Genomic DNA, 15,892 nt, shown 5'->3' with positions numbered 1-15,892 from the left:
TTCGCGATGCGCATGGATGAAAAGGACGCTTCCGCTTCAGCGCTCGTGAATTCGCGGTATCGAAAGTTGACGAGCGCGCTGTTGAAGACGGGAGCGCGGGGTCAGAGGGCGGCCAGTGCGGCGGTCATGCGGTCGGCGTTCGTGGTGTCGTCGACCGCGGCGAACAGATCGTGGGCCTGGGTGTAGTGCTGGCGTGCGTCGGTGGTGTGGCCCAGTGCCGCGGCGGCATCGCCGGTGCAGGCGAGGACATCGGCAACGTAGGCATCCGATCCTGAGTCGCGCATGATCTCCAGCGCGATGACCATGTCGTCGAGGGCGAGGTCGGCTTGCCCGTTGGCGATGCGCGGGGCGGCGAGCTTGACGAGGACACCGGCGTAGCCCACTGTGTCGCCGATGGTGTCCATGCGGGCGGCCGCGTTCTCCAGGCACTCGCATGCCTCGGCGTACCGTTGCTGCGCGGTGTGGCACTCGGCGATGTAGCGCAGCCTGAGCGCGATGCTGCGAGAGTCCCCGAGACGTTCGGCGATCGCCAACGACTCCAGGAACCGCTCCACGGCGACGTTGTACTCCGCCTTTGCTTGGTAGGCCCGGCCTTCGGCGGACCAGGCGGTCGATTCCGCCCAGTCATCCCCGGCTTTGACGGCGACCTGGCGGGCGGTAACGGCGGCGTTGATCGCCTCGGAGAGGCGGTCGGTGCGGCGGTAGCCCCAGGACAGGCGCGTGGTCAGGATCGACTCCGCTGGGCTTCCGCATTCTCTCGCGGAGGCGACCGCGAGTTCGTGGGAGTCGACCAGGTAGCGGTTGAGGCGGCCCTTGAGGATGGCACCCCAGCTGGCCTCGGCCAGGTCGCAGACCGCGATGTGGTCGTCGTGTTCGTGTGCCTGGTGCAGGAGTCCCCGGAGGGTTCCCAGGTGGGTGGTGAACCAGGTCATCGCCTCGCGAGGATGACCGAACCGTGATGTGCGGGCCCCGCTGCGGAGTTCCTCGTACACGGGGTTGTAGCGCGGCGGGTGGGGATTGAGCACGTAGTCGGCGTCGACGGCAGCGGGCAGGTAGGCCAGGGTGATGACGCGTGCTCGTGCGGCCTTCCGGGTGTGCTGATCGTCCTGGTCCGCGAGGGTACGGGCGTGTTCCTGGATTGTGTGTGGCATCGAATAGCAGGTGTGGTGATCGACAACCATCCCGCTTGCCAGCAGGATCTCCAACGCCAACTCGGTGGTGGCTCTGGTGGTGGTGTCGAGCATCGCGTCCGCGGCGGCGGTCGTGAAGTAACGGCTGGGGTGGTCGCCGAGCCTGCGGTACAGGCGCTTCGCTAGGGCGGGCAGGGTCTCGTAGGACATGTCGGTCACCTCGTTTGGCGTGGTCTGGGATCGGTTGTGGTGCGTGCCGGTGTTGGCCGGCGCGGGTAGCGCGAGCTGCCCGGCTGTGCGAACGGCCTGGATCCGGAGGCCGCCGGATGTGACGGCGAGAATCTCTGCCGTGACAACGTCGAGTTCGCTGTTGCCCTCGGTGGCGTAGGCGCGAATCAGCCACTCCGTATCGGCGGGCAGCGGCGGCGCCACCTGAGGCGCCGTGTCCGCGTCGTCGATGACCATCGCCAGAGCCCGCGCGGAGGTCACGCTGAGCCAGGTCGGTGGGAGCTCAGCCGATCGGTGTGGGAGGCGGATGTGGCCGCGAGCGCGCAGCCAGCACACAAGCACACCGGCGGCATCCACTTCGGACAGATCCGCGTCAAGCTGGCCATTGGCGAACCGGTTTCTCAGGGTGTGCACCCGCTGCACGGCCAGCGCTGTCTTGCCCACGCCGCCGAGTCCGCTGACCACCACGACGGCTGGACCGCCACGATCGGCATGCTGCGGCAACGCGGTGAGGATCTTGTTGCGATCTGCCCAATGGCATGGCGGCGCGGGCAGTTGCCGCGGAATCACAGTCGGCGCATGGGCGGTATGGACGTGAGCTCCACTATGGACAGACCCGGCCTGAACTGCCACATGAGCCTGGCCGGCCAATGCGTTCCGGGTGCCGTGCTCGCTCATCGACGGCGCTCCGCACGGGCAGGTCTCGGGACGTGTGTTCGGGTCATGGGGTGAGTCCGTCCAGCGGGTCGGGGAGGCCTGAGACCGTGTCTGCGCTGGGGTGCAGTCACAGTTCCAGCCCTCGGCTTGTGGTCGTGGTTGGTGGTGTGGCTGGCTGCTGCCACGTCGTTGGGGCAGCAGCCAGCCCGCGACCCGTCCTGGTGGCGCGGGGACACAGAACGGGCCGAGATCAGTGCGCGGTTACAGGCGGCCGACTGCCTGGTGCCCCTGGATCACGCGATGTGCGCGATCTCCACGGTGGTGGCGATGTGGATCAACCAATCGCCAGCGATCTGGTTGATGCGGTCGCGGAGCGCGTACGGGCCGGCTTCCGCAATGGTGTGGGAGCCGTCTTCGCGCTGCCACCAGACCACCCACGAGTCGGCAGCTCCGGCGTCGATGATGAATAGGTGCGCGATCCCGCCGTCGTCGGGACAACTGTGGTACCGGACGTTCGGCATCGCTCTGTATAGCGCCGTGCGGAAGTCGCCGAGGTACACCGGAGGCAGCAGCGTACGGTGCTGCTGCTGCGCTCGCGCTTGTTCCAGCACGAATGACGGGTGTTCCATCGCGAGCATGTCGATCGACCTCGAATACCAGACTGTCGGTGAACGGAACTCGGGGAATCAATCCGGTGGCGTCTTGGCGATCCATCAGCCGTGCGGCGGTCAGCGGTTCGCGGCTGATGAGATGCCGCTCGATGCGCAAGGCGAGGTCCAGCGAAATCCTGGGACTGGCCAAGCACAGCGGGCACACCGTCAACCAGCTCGGCAATGGAGCCACACGGCGGAAGTGAACCCAATCGTCGCCCAGCCGCAGATCGCACAACGTCCGGTGAACGCCCAGTGGTGAGGTGGAGGACCCCTCGGTGCACACGAGGTGCACGTGGACCACTCGGTGACCGCCGTGCCGCGCGATCCATATGCCGCGCGGGGTTACCGGTGGCACTGAATAGCGGCGCGGAGATTCAGACGACACCGGAGGACGAAAGGACTGGCTCATAGTCACACGCACTCGGACGGTTCCCGCTCGGCCGCCTCTGGCACCGGGATCCGTTTGGCTCGCCGCTCAGCGGCGCGCACGTCGCGCTGCAGCAGTGGAAATCCGTGAATGCACTCCAACCCTGCGGTGCCCTGGGCTTTCCAGCTGGAGCAGCAGTGCCCGGACTTGGTTGCCCGCCGCAGCCGAGCTGAGCTCGGCTGCAGCGTTGCGATGAACGGCAGATGTTCCATCGGTCTACCCCTCGTTGAGATCAATCTGGACGTGAGGTGTCGTTGACCTACACAGGTTCCTGCCATGCGCGGTGGGCCGGGAACGTCCCGCAACCCGAACAATCCGAACTTTTTCATTGACGTTGGCTCCCGGCCTGGCCTGGTGTCACGACACTGATGACGCACAAGCAGAGGCCCGATCAACGTTGGTCATCGGGTCTCGTCGCGCCTCATCAGCTGGGCTGTCCGAGTCATGTTGCCGTGAATGCAAGCATGTTTGCCGAACTGCGTGCGGTAGCGACGACATCCGTGGCCATCGCCGAAGTCGACGGTGGTGGTCTGCAACGGATACTCGCGCAACATCTCTAAAGATGTGGGCACGGTGGTACTCCTCGTGATGGTCGGCCCAAGCAGACCACGTGTTGGGTCCGTCTAGGACCATTCCGTGGCAGAAAGGCGCGAGAGGTGGATCTAACAAGGGTGCCGTTGCCGGCTGGGCGGAGCGGATTCTCCTCACCGGTCCTCTCCAAAGGTCCACCCGCGCCAGTAGAACCGCGGTCAGCAGCGAATGTCGGTGGCGTAGCTCCGTGTTCACGAAGGCCGTCGACGAACAGAGGACCACAGCTGTCGCCGGTCGCAACAGTGTGCGCGGGGTGTGCGTTGTTGCGTGAGGGGTGTGCGCGGGGTGTGCGCGGATGGTGCAAGAATCACCCGTGGAGGATCACCGATGGCCGAGACCGTGAAGAATCCGCACCTTAAAGCTTTGATGGATGCCGCCGGAATGAGCAGCAAGGGGCTTGCTGCTCAAATCAGGGCGTTGAGCATTCGACGGCGCGACGATCCGCCGGTTCGCACTGATCACGCGCGTGTTCTCCGATGGATTGGCAACGGCGCCCTCGCAGAGGTTCGAACACAGAAGTACATCGCGGAGGTGCTCTCCGCTAGGCTCGGACGTCACGTCAGGCTCGATGAGCTCGGGTTTCCAGGAACGAGCTCTCCGTCGTCAGACCTCGACATTGGCGCAGACCGCTACTCAAACTGCGTCGATACTGCGATCTCTCAGCTCACGAACGTGGTCAAGGCTGAGATGGCTGGCTGCCATAGCGGCCCCGACTGGGCCTCGGACACCACCGGGAATGTGATCAGCAGCTATCTTTTCTCGCAGCCCAGTCCTGCCGAGGAATCATTGTCGTCCGCGACCGGCCTCGCCCTGCCGACTCGCATCCGCGACACGACCGCGTCGTTCATGCAGCTCGATTTTCAGTACGGTGGTGGCTATACACGTGGCCTACTGATGAGCTTCTTTCGGGATCACATCGTTACGGTCCTGGGGCAAGATCATCCCGAGCGGGTTCAACGGGAGCTGTTCGCGGCGGCCTCGGAGGTCGCTCAACTTCTGGGATGGGCCAGTTACGATTCTGGCCGCCATGCGGCTGCGCAACGCTTCTTTACGCAAGGGCTCCGACTGGCTCACGAAGCAAACGACCGCCTGCTCGGGGGTCGACTCCTGAGTAACCTCTCGCACCAGGCGAACTATCTGGGGCACTTCCAGGACGCCGTCCAGTACGCACGCGCCGCCCAGGCCGCGACTGCCAACGTCGCCACTCCCACTGTGACCACGATGTTCTTGGCGATGGAGGCGCGCGCCCTGGCCAGCCTCGGCGACGCGCGGAGCGCCGCGGTCGTGATGCATCGTGCAGAGGAGACCTTCGACCGCGCAAAGCCGGCGGCTGAACCTGCGTGGATCTCCTACGTTGACGAGAAAGAGCTGGGGGGCGAATGGGCTCATGTTTTTCGTGATCTCGGACAGCCGGGTCACGCACGGGCGAACGTTGCAGATGCGGTTGACGGCATGCCGGCGCGCACCCAGGCCTTCTTGCGCCTCGTCCACGCGGCGTCGGCGTTGCAGGACAACGACCTGGACAAGGCGATCAGCGAAGCGCACCAAGCGATCGAGCTCGCTGGTGCACTGGATAGCAGCAGGTATCATCGATACCTGCTGGATTTTCATGCCGATCTCGTTGCGCGGCACCCGCGTGATCGGCGCACTCGCGCGTTCCGCGCCTTGGTGTTGGAACGCTACCCGACGCTGTCGCTGACGAAGCCGACCTGAGTCACCACGGGTTCCACGTCGACGGCGCCCGGTCCCTGATCGTCCGCATTCGACTCGCGAACTCCTCTGCGATGTCCGTGCTGTCGCGAACCCGTTGCATGATCCAGGTCGTCATCTTCAGTTCGTGCACTGAGCGAACGGTGGGAAAACCTGGCCATCGCGTGACGTCAAAGCCGTAGCCGTCGACGAACGCTTGGTACTGATCGCTGCGCCACCATCCTGCCGTGCTGTACTCGGTCGCGGTCATGCCTAGGTCCCATTCGGGCTGGCCGTAGGCAGCTCTCTCGAAGTCGATGAGGATCGCTCTGCCGTCGGCCACCATCACGTTTTTAATATGGGCGTCGCCGTGAATCACGGCCGGAGGCAGCACGTAGTCGAGGTCGGCGACCTCGTCTCGGAGTTCAGCAAGTCGCCGCAGAAGGAATACCCGGTCAGGCTCGGAAATCGGTGCCAACTCGACCCTGCTCTGCACTCGGCCGAGGACGTCGTCATCGTGCCGCGTCAGCTCATCGGGAGCCGTCAATCGGTGCAGTCCCCTCAGGAGCGCACCAAGGTCGCCGATCCTGTCATACGATGCAGGCCCACCGGCGATGTAGCGCCAGATCGTCACGGGGTGGCCATCGACTGCCAGAGGCTGATCGATGGCTTCGACGATCTCAGCCGCAGGCAAACCCGCGGAGTGCAACCAGCGCGACACTGCTACCTCGCGTGCCACGTCCGGCCAGTAATCAAGTGTGCGCGCAACACGCACGACCACGCCTTCGGCCGCCACCTTGAACAGGGCATTCTCACCTAAGCGGATCAATGCAAGATCGCGATCTGCGGCCCGCAGGCCCGCCTTTTCACACGCCAACAGCGCGATCCGCCTGGTCAACTCATGGCTAAAGGGCGCGGTAGTCATCCCAAGGCCTTCCACTCCGAGCGCAGCTTCCCCTTGAGGCTAGCTGCGACCCGTCTGCGGTTGACGGACGTTCCTGAAGTCGCCGGCGCATGATGGTGGCGGCGCCGTACGAGGCTGCGAGCGCGGTCGGTATCCAGTTCAGTGCGACCAAGGTCGACGGCAGCGATGTGCTCATCCGCCGAGGCAAGGAACTCGAACGAATCCATCTCGTCTGAAACACACCCCTTCGGCGCCCGCCCGGAAACGAAGGGTGCCGAAGCCTGAAGCCGCGTGGAGATCAAATGGGACGGGATGCGCGCGTTGGTGGTCGCTGGGTCGGAGGGTGTCCGGGTCATCAGCCGCTCGGGCCGGGAGGTGTCGAGCTCGTTTGCCGAGATACGAGCCCTCGCGCATGTCATCGGCTCGCGGCGCGTTGTCTTGGACGGCGAGATTGTCGCCATCGGCGCGGGCGGTCAACCCGACTTCGTGCGTTTACAGAATCGGATTCACAGAACTCGCCTGACCACGGCGCTGCTGCGGGATGTGCCGGTCTGCTTGTACCTTTTCGACCTGTAGTCGAAGGCACCGAGGTAGCCGGTGATGGTTTTGATGGTAAGTCCGGTTTCCTCGAGAACTTCGCGGTGCAGTGCGGTGGTGAGGTCTTCGCCGGGTTCGGTTTTGCCGGAGGGCAGTTCCCAGGCGCCGCCGCGGAAGCCGTTGCGCGGTCGCTGTAGGAGGAGGATCTGTCCGTTGTGGTCGATGACGGCGCCGACGACTTGCTGCTGGATGCCGTCAGCGGTGTCTTGGCGGGTGAGGTCATTGACGTCGGGCAGGCTCATGCCGGGTGGGCCTCCTTGAGGTTGCGGTAGTTGCTGATCACTTTCGTGAACGCCGGAAGGACGAGGCGGACGGGGTGCGTTGGGTGCATCCAGATGACCTCAGGACACTAGCCCAGCTGTTTCGCGCGGGTTGGTGTATCGGCTCGCGGCGCGTTGTCTTGGACGGCGAGATTGTCGCCATCGGCGCGGGCGGTCAACCCGACTTCGTGCGTTTACAGAATCGGATTCACAGAACTCGCCTGACCACGGCGCTGCTGCGGGATGTGCCGGTCTGCTTGTACCTTTTCGACCTGTTGCACCTCGACGGTGCCGACTTGCTCACCGCGCCCTATCTCGAGCGCCGCGAGCAACTTGCCGTGCTCGGCTTGGAGTATGGCCCGATCCGGGTCCCGGAGGCCTGCACCGACCTCACCCGGCGCAGATGCTAGAGATCGCGGCACAGCATCACCTGGAACGAATCGTCGCCAAGCGCCTGACCTCACGCTACGCACCCCAACGCTGCCCTTGCCGAAAACCGCATCCGTGCAGGTCAGCTGCGCGGTGGTACTTGTGGCTCATCTCGCTGTCTGGTGGGCTCGAACCGGAGTTGGTCCGAGCCGACCAGAAGGATTGTCACGTGTTCGTCCGGTGGGTGTGCTGGGTGATCATGGCGATGCGATACATCGTGGACATCGAGCATCAGTAGCGGCCCTCGTCCAGCTCACGCGCCCAGACCTGCGGGATCGCAAGATCAAGGTAGGCGGGACTGGCCAGCAGGTTCAGCACCTGCGCCCGCTCGGAGTCGGTCAGCGCCTGCGGTGGTGGTGTGCGCGGCAACCACGGTCCGTGCGGCCGGCCTTGCGGGTGGGCGTGCCGATAGTGGGTGGCGCGGGATATTTCCGTCAGCACGCACGATTTCTTCACTGACACTCCGGCATCGCGGAGTTCGGCGAACGCGGTCGTCATGATGTCTTCGGCGGCCCGTCGTTGTCCGTGCTCTCGGAGAGTCCTTCCAAGAGCATGCGCGCTTTTCCCATGATATCGAGCGCTATCTGCGTCTTCGCCAGTTCCGCCTTCAATTTCTCGTTCTGGCGGCGAAGTTTCTCCAATTCGATCTGCTCGGCGGACTTCCTCCGTCGCGCCGGGCCCGACGGTGTGTCCGGTGCCACCGTGAGGACACCGGCGTCACGGGCTCGCGTCCATTCGATGACGTGGGAGGAATACAAGCCTTCCCGCCGCAGGAGCGCGCCTTTCTCCCCATTCGGGGCGTTCTCGTACTCAGCGACGATCGCCAGCTTGTACTCCGTGCTGAACACTCGCCGCGTGGGACGCGGTGCGGGGTCGGCCTGGTTGGCAGGGGTGGACGGCCGGGGCTGCTTGCCAGGTGGTGTGGACACGTGTTCAAGGATCTCCGATCCCGCCCTCGCTCAAGACCCCGGACTCACTCAGGGTGTCTCACACCAGCCTGACAAAGAGGGTGTTGCGGGAGTTGGCCGAGGACACCGGACTGATCGCAGGGGTGAATGAGGCGTTGGCCGATACCTATGCGGGTCCGTGGGTGCATGCGCCCGGGCGGGTGTTCACGGATATGGCGGTGGCCATCGCTGACGGCGCGGACTGTGTCTCGCATATTGAGGTCTTCGGTGACCAGCACCAAGTGTGCGGGCCGGTGGCCAGTATGCCGACCACCTGGCGAATGCTCGACCGGATCGACGAAGCGCATCTGCCGGGGGTGCTGTCCGCGAGAGCGGCGGCACGGGGGCGGGCGTGGGCGGCGGGTGCGGGCGGCGGACCTGAACGGGTTGCTGCAGATCGATTTCGACGCCACGGTCACGATTTCCCATTCAGAGGACAAGGAAAACGCGGCGAAGACGTGGAAACGGACGTTCGGTTTTCATCCGTTGCCGGCGTTCCTGGACCGCCCGGAGGTCTCCAGTGGCGAAGCGCCGGCCGGTCTGCTGCGCTCTGGGAACGCGGGCAGCAACACGGCCGCCGACCACATCACGGTGCTGGATCAGGCGTTGGCCGCGTTACCCGAGCACGCCCGGCCACGTCCGGGTGATCCCGGCTCGGTGCGGGTGGTGGCCCGCTCGGATTCGGCCGGCGCCACCCACGCGTTCGCGAAGACGTGCCGGGACCGGGGCGTGTGGTTCTCCTTCGGGCTCCCCGTGGATGCCCGCATCCAGGCCGTCGTCGACCAGGTTCCCGACGATGGCTGGGAATCGGCCATCGACGGCGATGGAGGGATCCGGGACGGCGCGTGGGTAGCTGATATGACCGGGATGCTCGACCTGTCGGCCTTGCCCTCGGGTGTAACAGTGATCGTGCGTGCCGAGCGCCCCCATCCCGGCGCCCAGTTGACGTTCACCGATGTGGATGGGCATCGGATCACCGCGTTCATCACCGACATCCCCGACCGGGTCATCCCGGGACAGACCGCCGGCCGGGAACTCAACCACCGCCGACACGCCCGGGTGGAGGACCGCATCCGTGAGGCCAAGGCCACCGGGCTGCGGAATCTGCCCTGTCGCGGGATCGCGGAGAACACCGCCTGGCTGGAGACACTGCTGGCCGCGACCGATCTGGTGTGCTGGGCGAAACTGCTGGGCTTCACCGGCACACCGGTGCTGGCGCACGCCGAGATCGCCACCTTCCGCAACCTCGTGCTACACGTGGCCGCCAGGATCACCCGTGGTGCCCGGCAAAAGTGAGGTTCCCCCCGAACGGTGGACAGGGGGTCAAGCAGCCTTCGCTGTGCCTGTCAGGGACTGCTCGTAGCGAACAGGGCTGAGCATCCTGATGGCGGAGTGCCGACGCTTATTGTTGTACCACGCAATCCAATTGTCAACCGCAGCAACGAGTTCCGCCTTGGTAGTGTAAACATGCCGGTAGTAGTGCTCGTGCTTAAACGACGACCAGAACGATTCCGCAGGACTGTTGTCCCAGCAGATTCCGGTTTCACCCCTTGACCGTTTCAGCCTGTGTGCGGCGCAGGCTTTCTCGGTCAATATCGCAGTGAACTCGCCGCCACGATCGGAATGCAGCACGGTGCCGACTACACTGCGACCGCGGCAGGCCACCGCCGCGTCGATGGCCTGACAGACCATATCGGCATCGATATGATCGGCAACAACATGCCCGAGCACACGGCGGGAATGCCCATCTCGGATCGCGCACAAGTACATATCACCCTCGCCACAGGTGAGGTAGGTGATGTCGGTCAGCCAGACCGCATCGAGCCGACCCGGATCGAAGCGGCGCCGCACCAGATCCGGTGGGAACGACGCCGCCGGATCGGTCACCGTGGTGCGGACTTTGAAGGTGCGCGGGCTGATGCCCTCGATTCCGATCTCGGCCATGATCGCGGCGACGGTTTTCTCGTTCACCGTCTCGCCGCGTTCTCGCAGCTCGGTGGTGATTCTCGGGGACCCGTACGTGCCGTGGGAGTCGGCGTGCGCGTCGAGGATCTTCACCGCCAGATCGGCACGGCGCTGCTGGCGCGGCGTCAGTTCCGTCGCCGCTCTGCGTTTTCTCCATTGGTAGTAGCCGGACGTGGACACCCCCAGCAACCGGGCCATCCGGGTGATGCTGAACTGCTCCAGTGCGGCGGTCGTGCCGGCCGTGGTGGCGATGGCGTCGGGGGCGGCGTACTTCACCATCAGTTCGAACCGGTTCGGTTGTTCTGCATCGCGGCAAAGTACGCCGAGGCTTTTTTCAGGAACGCAATGTCCTTGTCCTGATCGGCAACTCGTTTCCGCAACGCCTGCAGTTCGGCTCGCTCCGACGCCGATAACGGCTCGTCCCCGATCGCTGCTGCCGCCTCCACTCGGCGGCGTTCGTCTTTGACCCAGACGCTCAACATTCCCGGGTCGATTCCCAACTCTCGGGCAACTTCGGCAATCGTGCGACCGGTGTCGATCACACGATGTGCCGCCTCGACCTTGTACTCGGCCGTAAACGACCGACGCTTGCGGGCAGGCATAACGGACATCCTTCCAGCAGGGCACGGTCCTGCTAAATCGGTGTCCACTACCCAGGGGGAACCTCAAAGTCCGGGTCCGCATCGATGAGACCCGCCGACATGCCAAGGCCATCGCAGCAGGCTGGCTGATGATCCGCGCAGCGTTCACCTAACCCGAACCCGCTGCACCTACGACCCGAAAGACATTGGAGCGGCCGACAGAAGCAAGTCGGCGGACCAACCATGCCCGTCTACCGAACCACCCCAAAACAAGATCAACAGGACCTGGCAACAACATCAACGAGATACCGCGCGAAAGACCGAGGCTAGGTATCCACCCGAGCATGCGCGAACAGATCGGCCATAACCTGGCCGGCACCTACCCCTACTAGGGGTAGATCTTGTCAGAGCACCACCCCGGCTGCGTCCGCTGCTGCCCGCACCCGGGCCACACTGCTGTGGTCGCGCAGAGGGGATTCCGCTAGTTTGTACGCCCGCCCGTGCGTCGTCACGGTCGGAGGATACGACCGTGACGACGCACGGGAAGACTGCGTCACCTCACGGCTGAACACCAACAGCGTGATCCAGAAGACGCCGATCCATAGCCACTACACGGTAGAACCAGTTCTTCGTGTTCTGCCGGCACACCAATATGTGGTGGTCACGCTGGATGATGGCGCGAGCGATCAGTTCGGTGCTCGTAATTTGCTAACCGTGGTCATGGGGTACAAGATACCTTTCTTGGGAATGTCGTTTCCTGGACAAGGAGGCTAGGTGCGAGTTTTGCTGGTTCGTCCGTATATTTGGGCGTGCTGGTTCAGGATTTGTTTGTGTTCTGCCCGCCTGTATTCAAGAAAGTTCGGATTCAGTTCGAGGCTTTCTGTTGCTAGTCGTTCGGCTGCGCGCTCTAATGCGGCGACGAAGCGTTCGCCGAAAAGGTATGGATTTCCGTGCGACCAATCAAACCATTCTGGCTCAATTGCGAATCCTTTGTGTCGTTCGAACTGCTCAGAGAAATATCCTACGGACGAACAGATGGGCAGGAGGTTGAGGTCGAAGGCGAGTTCGAGCTGTCCGGAGTGGCTTCCCCACAGGTAGGGCATCAGCAGCGCGTCCGCGGCTAGTCCGGCAGTGATCACCTCGTCGTCCGTCGGGTAGCCGCGCATGGTGGTCTTGATGCGAGGATCGGTGTGGATCGCATCGAGTAGGCGAGGCACTTGGCTCGAGGGGTCGCTGAAGTGCGCTGGGCTGAATCCTCGCATTAACAGATGTAGCTCGTGTTCGGGTTTCTCCGTAAACAGGCTCCAGTTTACGACTGCGGAGAGTTGGTCGCGGTTGGGACGTGCCGCCCCGAATAACAGGTACCGCTGTCGGCCTTGGGCACGATCGCGTTGTTTGTTTTCGAGAGTAGTCGGGTCGGCGACGTATCCGTGCGGGATCACAGTCGCGTTGCTGTCGCTGTCCAAAAGGCTGGTCAGTGCGTTCGCGGAGCCGTGAGTCAGGCAAATCCAGTCGATGCCGGCGGAATCGAGCAATCGCAGACGCTTCTGCAGCTCGTCGTTACCGCGGAACATAGCATGAATGTCGTGCGCTGTGTGCACGATGCGCACGCCTGCGTCAGTACACGCGTCGAGCAGTCGTTCTAATGCTTCCAATTCTTCCAGCTCGATATGGTGCAAATGCAGCACGTCGAGCCACGTCAATGGGCGATGGTCGAGTAACCACGCGGCTGTCACATCGGGTGGTACGACGCTTCCGTCTCCTATGGCGGCGTTGTTGACGATCTGGAAACGTTGATCGTGCAGTTTCCACACATATGGGGTCCGGGCAGGCAAATGCACAACGCGCATAGCGTTGCTGCTTGCTGATGTGCTCGTCATTAAATCTCCTCGGTGTCGCGGGGTCATCTGGATTAGATGCGGAAAACTGCGTGTCGCGTAATGCGAATGCTCGGCGAATCAAGGGTTTGGGACCGTCTGAAAGTATGTTGCCGAGCACGGCGTTGCGTGGCGCGGCCACGCTGCCGAGATCGGACGTGACGATGCCGTCTGCGAGAATGGGTGATTCTTACCCACGACGAGCTGAAGATCGGCTCCCGCATCACCTGGCGTATGCCGATTTTGCTACCGCGAACGCAACAGGGTGTTCGCAGATCCAGACACGGTGCGCCGCGTCATCGACCACATCCGTCACGAGTCGGCCGCCCAGTGGGTCGAATTCACTGGTGGCGATCCGCTGATGCCCTACGACAACCATCTCGAAGTCGCCCTTCGCCCGATCGTCTACGCACAGCGATGCTACTGATCGACCCCGTGATCAGTGGCCTAACCAGTGTGATCGCTTCGAGTTGCCAGTTGCTCCGTTTGGGTAGCACACGTTCAAAGAACGCCGCGTGATCGCAAGATCCCAATAGGGTCGTCTGGTGTTCAGATTGACACCGTCGGTGAACGCTCGAGATATCCAGAGCAGGGGAGGATCTTCGCTTCCGATCGTGCCCGAGGTACGGCAAATCTCGCCAACGCTGTCCTATAAGGACGCTGCGGGCGAACATGTCTCATCGTCGTTTAACCCCGAGGATCTACCCGCTCCGATCCGTATGGTGCTTGGCCGGATCTCGGTAGGTGATGACGTGCTACCCGCACAACTCTCTGATGCGTTCCAAGCTATCTCCGAGGTGCCTGCGCCGACCCGAGATGTGGTCCTGGGATCGCTGCTGACCGCTGTCATCACGCGAGGCCCGGCGGCTGATGAGGTGGAGGCGCTGCTGCGCAGCGCGCTCGCGATGGACGACGACCCAGCGCCGACGATGCTCGGTGGTGATGGTCGCCGAGTGTTGTTGCTGGCGGGAAGCGGTAAGAAGGGCGTGCGGACACTGAACGTCTCCACCCCTGCCGCGCTGGTCGCTGCTGCCGTTGGCGCACGGGTGATCAAGGTCGGGTCAGCCGCGACATCCTCGACGCTGGGCTCGCGCGATCTGGTGCGTGCGCTCGGGTTTCGTGAGCATCGAACAGCGACGGGCGTGCGTGCTGACCTAGACGCATGCGGGTTCGCTTTTGTTGCGATCGAGCCAGAGATCCCTGCGCTGGACAGCCTTTATGGCGGCCGGTTCCATGCGCCGAATCCGTTCTCCTTCGGGCTCGCGCCGCTGGCGAGCCCGGTTCGGGGAGATGTCACTATCTTCGGCCTGGCCCATCCGCGCGTGGACGTGGCCGCAGAGGTGCTTAGCCGGTTTGGCATGGGTGACGTGGACGCGCTGAGCACGCGGTTGCCCAGTGGCCACTATCTGGACGAGATCGGAATGGTGGGTGAGTTGCGTTGCTGCCGGGTGCGGGATGGTGTCGTGGGGCCGGTCGCGGTAAGCGCGATCGAGCACGAAACTGCCACTGGTGCTGCAGTGGCGGGTCTTCCGGCGCCCTTAGGTTCGGCTGAGGCCGTCGATCGCACGGCAGATCTGCTCGCTGGCAGTGGTCTGGACAGCCACCGCGCCGTGGTCGCTGTGAACAGTGCCTTCCTGCTGGTACGCAGTGGTGTGGCGAGTTCATTGGTTGAGGGGCGGGAGTTGGCCGAGGACGCGCTGCGTAGCGGCACCGTTCTGGCAAAGATCACGGCGTTCCCGGTTCCTAGCGGGAAGGCGTGATCCGCGTGGATTTCGATCCCGATCTTCATTACCTCCGGCATGGCTATACGCCACGCGTGCCCCCGGAATACTTCGTAGACATCGACAACGGGATCACCTGGCAGCCCGATGTCTACCCCGAGGTGCTTGTGCTGGCCCAGCAGCACGACCGCAGGGTGATCATCGATCTAGGTTGCGGACGAGCCGGCAAGCTCGTCGCCTTGGCCGCGCAGCATCCTCATCTGGATCTCGTTGGTATCGACTTTGGCCCCAATATCGAGTGGTGCCGTGCAAACCTGCCGGTCGGGCGATGGCTCGACGCCGACTTGGAGGCAGCGACGACATTGCCGCTCGACACCGAGGTGATTGCCCGATCGGTGGTCGTGTGCTCGGATGTGCTGGAACATCTGATCGACCCGCGCCCAGCGATGCGGTTGATCTGCTGGCTACTTGACCGGGGCGCGGCGTGCGCGGTCGTCTCCACCCCGGCGCGTGACAAGCGGGCTGGCACGGAAAACCTCGGGCCGCCGGCCAACCCGTCGCATGTACGTGAGTGGGCGCAAGATGAGTTCCGGGCGTTTGTCGAAAGCTTCCCCGCCGCGATCGAACGGTTCGGACTGACGCGCAGCGACGACAGCGGCGGCGGGATGACCACGCAGCTCGTCGTACTCGGCCCTTGCGAACGACAGCGTGCCGGATGACGCAGCCTTCGGTAACGATCGTGGTATTGAGCCATAACTATGAGCGCTACGTCGGCGAGGCATTGGAGAGCGCGGTCAGCCAGGAGCCAGGCGACTACGACCTGACCGAGGTAGTTGTCATCGATGACGGCTCGACCGACCGCAGCCACGACGTGTACGCACGTTTTCCCGGCGTCCGCGTCGTGAACAAGGCCCACGAAGGGTTCGCAGCGACGCTCACCCGTGCCGTTGATGAAGCGTCCGGAGAATGGCTCGCCCTACTGGATGCCGACGACGCTTTCACGCCGGACAAGCTGCGCAGACTGGCCCCACATCTCGCGAACCCCGCCTTCCTGCCGTCGATGCCGACGGCTTTCCGTTCGCCGAGCGCACTCATCCGGGCGGTTCGACCAGCACGCTCGTCGTTCGCACCGCTGCCGCGCGGGATCTACTGCCGGTCACCAACGAGTTGTTCTTCCACGTGCTGGCCGACCTCGGCCACGGCATCCGCTTGCCAGAGCCCCTGACCCGCTACCGG

General features: G+C 63.8%; 18 protein-coding genes and 1 pseudogene. 10 read left to right on the top strand and 9 right to left on the bottom strand.

What is annotated here, in order from left to right; all coding sequences use genetic code 11:
* Positions 1 to 101: 101 nt before the first annotated feature.
* Complete coding sequence (locus tag SSPN_RS0124590; RefSeq protein ID WP_010310215.1) at positions 102 to 1,928, bottom strand: hypothetical protein; 1,827 nt, start codon at positions 1,926 to 1,928, stop codon at positions 102 to 104.
* A 380-nt stretch (positions 1,929 to 2,308) separates the two neighbouring features.
* The gene (locus SSPN_RS0124585; RefSeq protein WP_010310213.1) at positions 2,309 to 2,653 is read right to left on the bottom strand and encodes a hypothetical protein; all 345 of its coding nucleotides are present in this window, start codon (positions 2,651 to 2,653) and stop codon (positions 2,309 to 2,311) included.
* On the opposite strand from SSPN_RS0124585, the gene SSPN_RS55335 reads away from it, so the two are divergent.
* The gene (locus tag SSPN_RS55335; RefSeq protein WP_143539712.1) at positions 2,652 to 2,927 is read left to right on the top strand and encodes a hypothetical protein; all 276 of its coding nucleotides are present in this window, start codon (positions 2,652 to 2,654) and stop codon (positions 2,925 to 2,927) included. The genes SSPN_RS0124585 and SSPN_RS55335 overlap by 2 nt on opposite strands.
* Positions 2,928 to 4,013: 1,086 nt before the next feature.
* On the top strand, positions 4,014 to 5,399 hold the full coding sequence (locus SSPN_RS0124570; RefSeq protein ID WP_010310206.1) for an NsdA family TPR-like regulatory protein: 1,386 nt from the start codon (positions 4,014 to 4,016) through the stop codon (positions 5,397 to 5,399).
* Between the two features lies 1 nt (position 5,400).
* Here SSPN_RS0124570 and SSPN_RS0124565 read toward each other — a convergent pair whose 3' ends face one another.
* Positions 5,401 to 6,300, bottom strand: coding sequence for a phosphotransferase enzyme family protein (locus SSPN_RS0124565; RefSeq protein WP_010310204.1), 900 nt, complete (start codon positions 6,298 to 6,300; stop codon positions 5,401 to 5,403).
* A gap of 89 nt (positions 6,301 to 6,389) precedes the next feature.
* On the opposite strand from SSPN_RS0124565, the gene SSPN_RS61775 reads away from it, so the two are divergent.
* Positions 6,390 to 6,515 carry a hypothetical protein gene (locus SSPN_RS61775; protein WP_010310202.1) on the top strand — a complete coding sequence of 42 codons (126 nt, stop codon included), beginning with the start codon at positions 6,390 to 6,392 and terminating at the stop codon, positions 6,513 to 6,515.
* A 76-nt stretch (positions 6,516 to 6,591) separates the two neighbouring features.
* Entirely contained in the window at positions 6,592 to 6,855 is a 264-nt protein-coding gene (locus SSPN_RS62905; RefSeq protein ID WP_420188299.1) for an ATP-dependent DNA ligase, read from the top strand.
* Here the strand turns inward: SSPN_RS62905 and SSPN_RS45580 are convergent.
* Positions 6,786 to 7,118 (bottom strand): NUDIX domain-containing protein, encoded by a 333-nt coding sequence (locus tag SSPN_RS45580; protein ID WP_010310201.1) that lies wholly within the window; start codon positions 7,116 to 7,118, stop codon positions 6,786 to 6,788. The two genes, SSPN_RS62905 and SSPN_RS45580, sit on opposite strands and share 70 nt — an antisense overlap.
* Positions 7,119 to 7,123: 5 nt before the next feature.
* On the opposite strand from SSPN_RS45580, the gene SSPN_RS58630 reads away from it, so the two are divergent.
* Positions 7,124 to 7,546: an ATP-dependent DNA ligase gene (locus SSPN_RS58630; RefSeq protein ID WP_083822094.1), complete on the top strand. Its 423-nt coding sequence runs from the start codon at positions 7,124 to 7,126 to the stop codon at positions 7,544 to 7,546.
* Positions 7,547 to 7,796: 250 nt separating this feature from the next.
* Here SSPN_RS58630 and SSPN_RS0124535 read toward each other — a convergent pair whose 3' ends face one another.
* Together SSPN_RS0124535 and SSPN_RS0124530 are read right to left on the bottom strand one after the other, a co-directional pair.
* Positions 7,797 to 8,063, bottom strand: a complete 267-nt coding sequence (locus SSPN_RS0124535) for a hypothetical protein (RefSeq protein ID WP_010310197.1) — start codon at positions 8,061 to 8,063, stop codon at positions 7,797 to 7,799.
* Complete coding sequence (locus tag SSPN_RS0124530; RefSeq protein WP_010310196.1) at positions 8,060 to 8,413, bottom strand: hypothetical protein; 354 nt, start codon at positions 8,411 to 8,413, stop codon at positions 8,060 to 8,062. Before SSPN_RS0124530 ends, SSPN_RS0124535 begins: the two co-directional genes overlap by 4 nt.
* A gap of 98 nt (positions 8,414 to 8,511) precedes the next feature.
* Between SSPN_RS0124530 and SSPN_RS45570 the strand changes: the two are divergent.
* Positions 8,512 to 9,802 (top strand): annotated as a pseudogene (locus SSPN_RS45570) (IS1380 family transposase); the annotation flags it as partial.
* A 33-nt stretch (positions 9,803 to 9,835) separates the two neighbouring features.
* Here the strand turns inward: SSPN_RS45570 and SSPN_RS0124520 are convergent.
* From SSPN_RS0124520 to SSPN_RS0124510, 3 genes are all read right to left on the bottom strand, one after another.
* Entirely contained in the window at positions 9,836 to 10,756 is a 921-nt protein-coding gene (locus SSPN_RS0124520; RefSeq protein ID WP_010310194.1) for an IS3 family transposase, read from the bottom strand.
* Positions 10,756 to 11,079 (bottom strand): transposase, encoded by a 324-nt coding sequence (locus tag SSPN_RS0124515; protein WP_010310192.1) that lies wholly within the window; start codon positions 11,077 to 11,079, stop codon positions 10,756 to 10,758. The genes SSPN_RS0124520 and SSPN_RS0124515 overlap by 1 nt, the downstream gene beginning before the upstream one ends.
* Before the next feature lie 749 nt (positions 11,080 to 11,828).
* Complete coding sequence (locus tag SSPN_RS0124510) at positions 11,829 to 12,938, bottom strand: glycosyltransferase family protein (RefSeq protein ID WP_202798911.1); 1,110 nt, start codon at positions 12,936 to 12,938, stop codon at positions 11,829 to 11,831.
* A 262-nt stretch (positions 12,939 to 13,200) separates the two neighbouring features.
* Here SSPN_RS0124510 and SSPN_RS57010 point away from each other — a divergent pair, with 262 nt between their 5' ends.
* The 4 genes from SSPN_RS57010 (at position 13,201) to SSPN_RS49250 (ending at position 15,881) form a co-directional block, all read left to right on the top strand.
* Entirely contained in the window at positions 13,201 to 13,362 is a 162-nt protein-coding gene (locus SSPN_RS57010) for a hypothetical protein (protein ID WP_010310189.1), read from the top strand.
* A 187-nt stretch (positions 13,363 to 13,549) separates the two neighbouring features.
* A complete protein-coding gene (locus SSPN_RS0124500; protein WP_143539711.1) occupies positions 13,550 to 14,695 on the top strand; it encodes a hypothetical protein in 1,146 nt (381 codons plus the stop codon).
* Positions 14,692 to 15,375: a class I SAM-dependent methyltransferase gene (locus SSPN_RS0124495; protein ID WP_010310185.1), complete on the top strand. Its 684-nt coding sequence runs from the start codon at positions 14,692 to 14,694 to the stop codon at positions 15,373 to 15,375. The genes SSPN_RS0124500 and SSPN_RS0124495 overlap by 4 nt, the downstream gene beginning before the upstream one ends.
* Positions 15,372 to 15,881, top strand: a complete 510-nt coding sequence (locus SSPN_RS49250) for a glycosyltransferase family 2 protein (RefSeq protein ID WP_049887662.1) — start codon at positions 15,372 to 15,374, stop codon at positions 15,879 to 15,881. The genes SSPN_RS0124495 and SSPN_RS49250 overlap by 4 nt, the downstream gene beginning before the upstream one ends.
* Positions 15,882 to 15,892: the final 11 nt, after the last annotated feature.

Origin of the sequence: Saccharopolyspora spinosa NRRL 18395, from assembly GCF_000194155.1 — a bacterium.
Classification (GTDB): Bacteria; Actinomycetota; Actinomycetes; order Mycobacteriales; family Pseudonocardiaceae; genus Saccharopolyspora; species Saccharopolyspora spinosa.
Note: the sequence above shows the minus strand (reverse complement) of the source record. Positions and strands in the feature narration are given on the sequence as shown.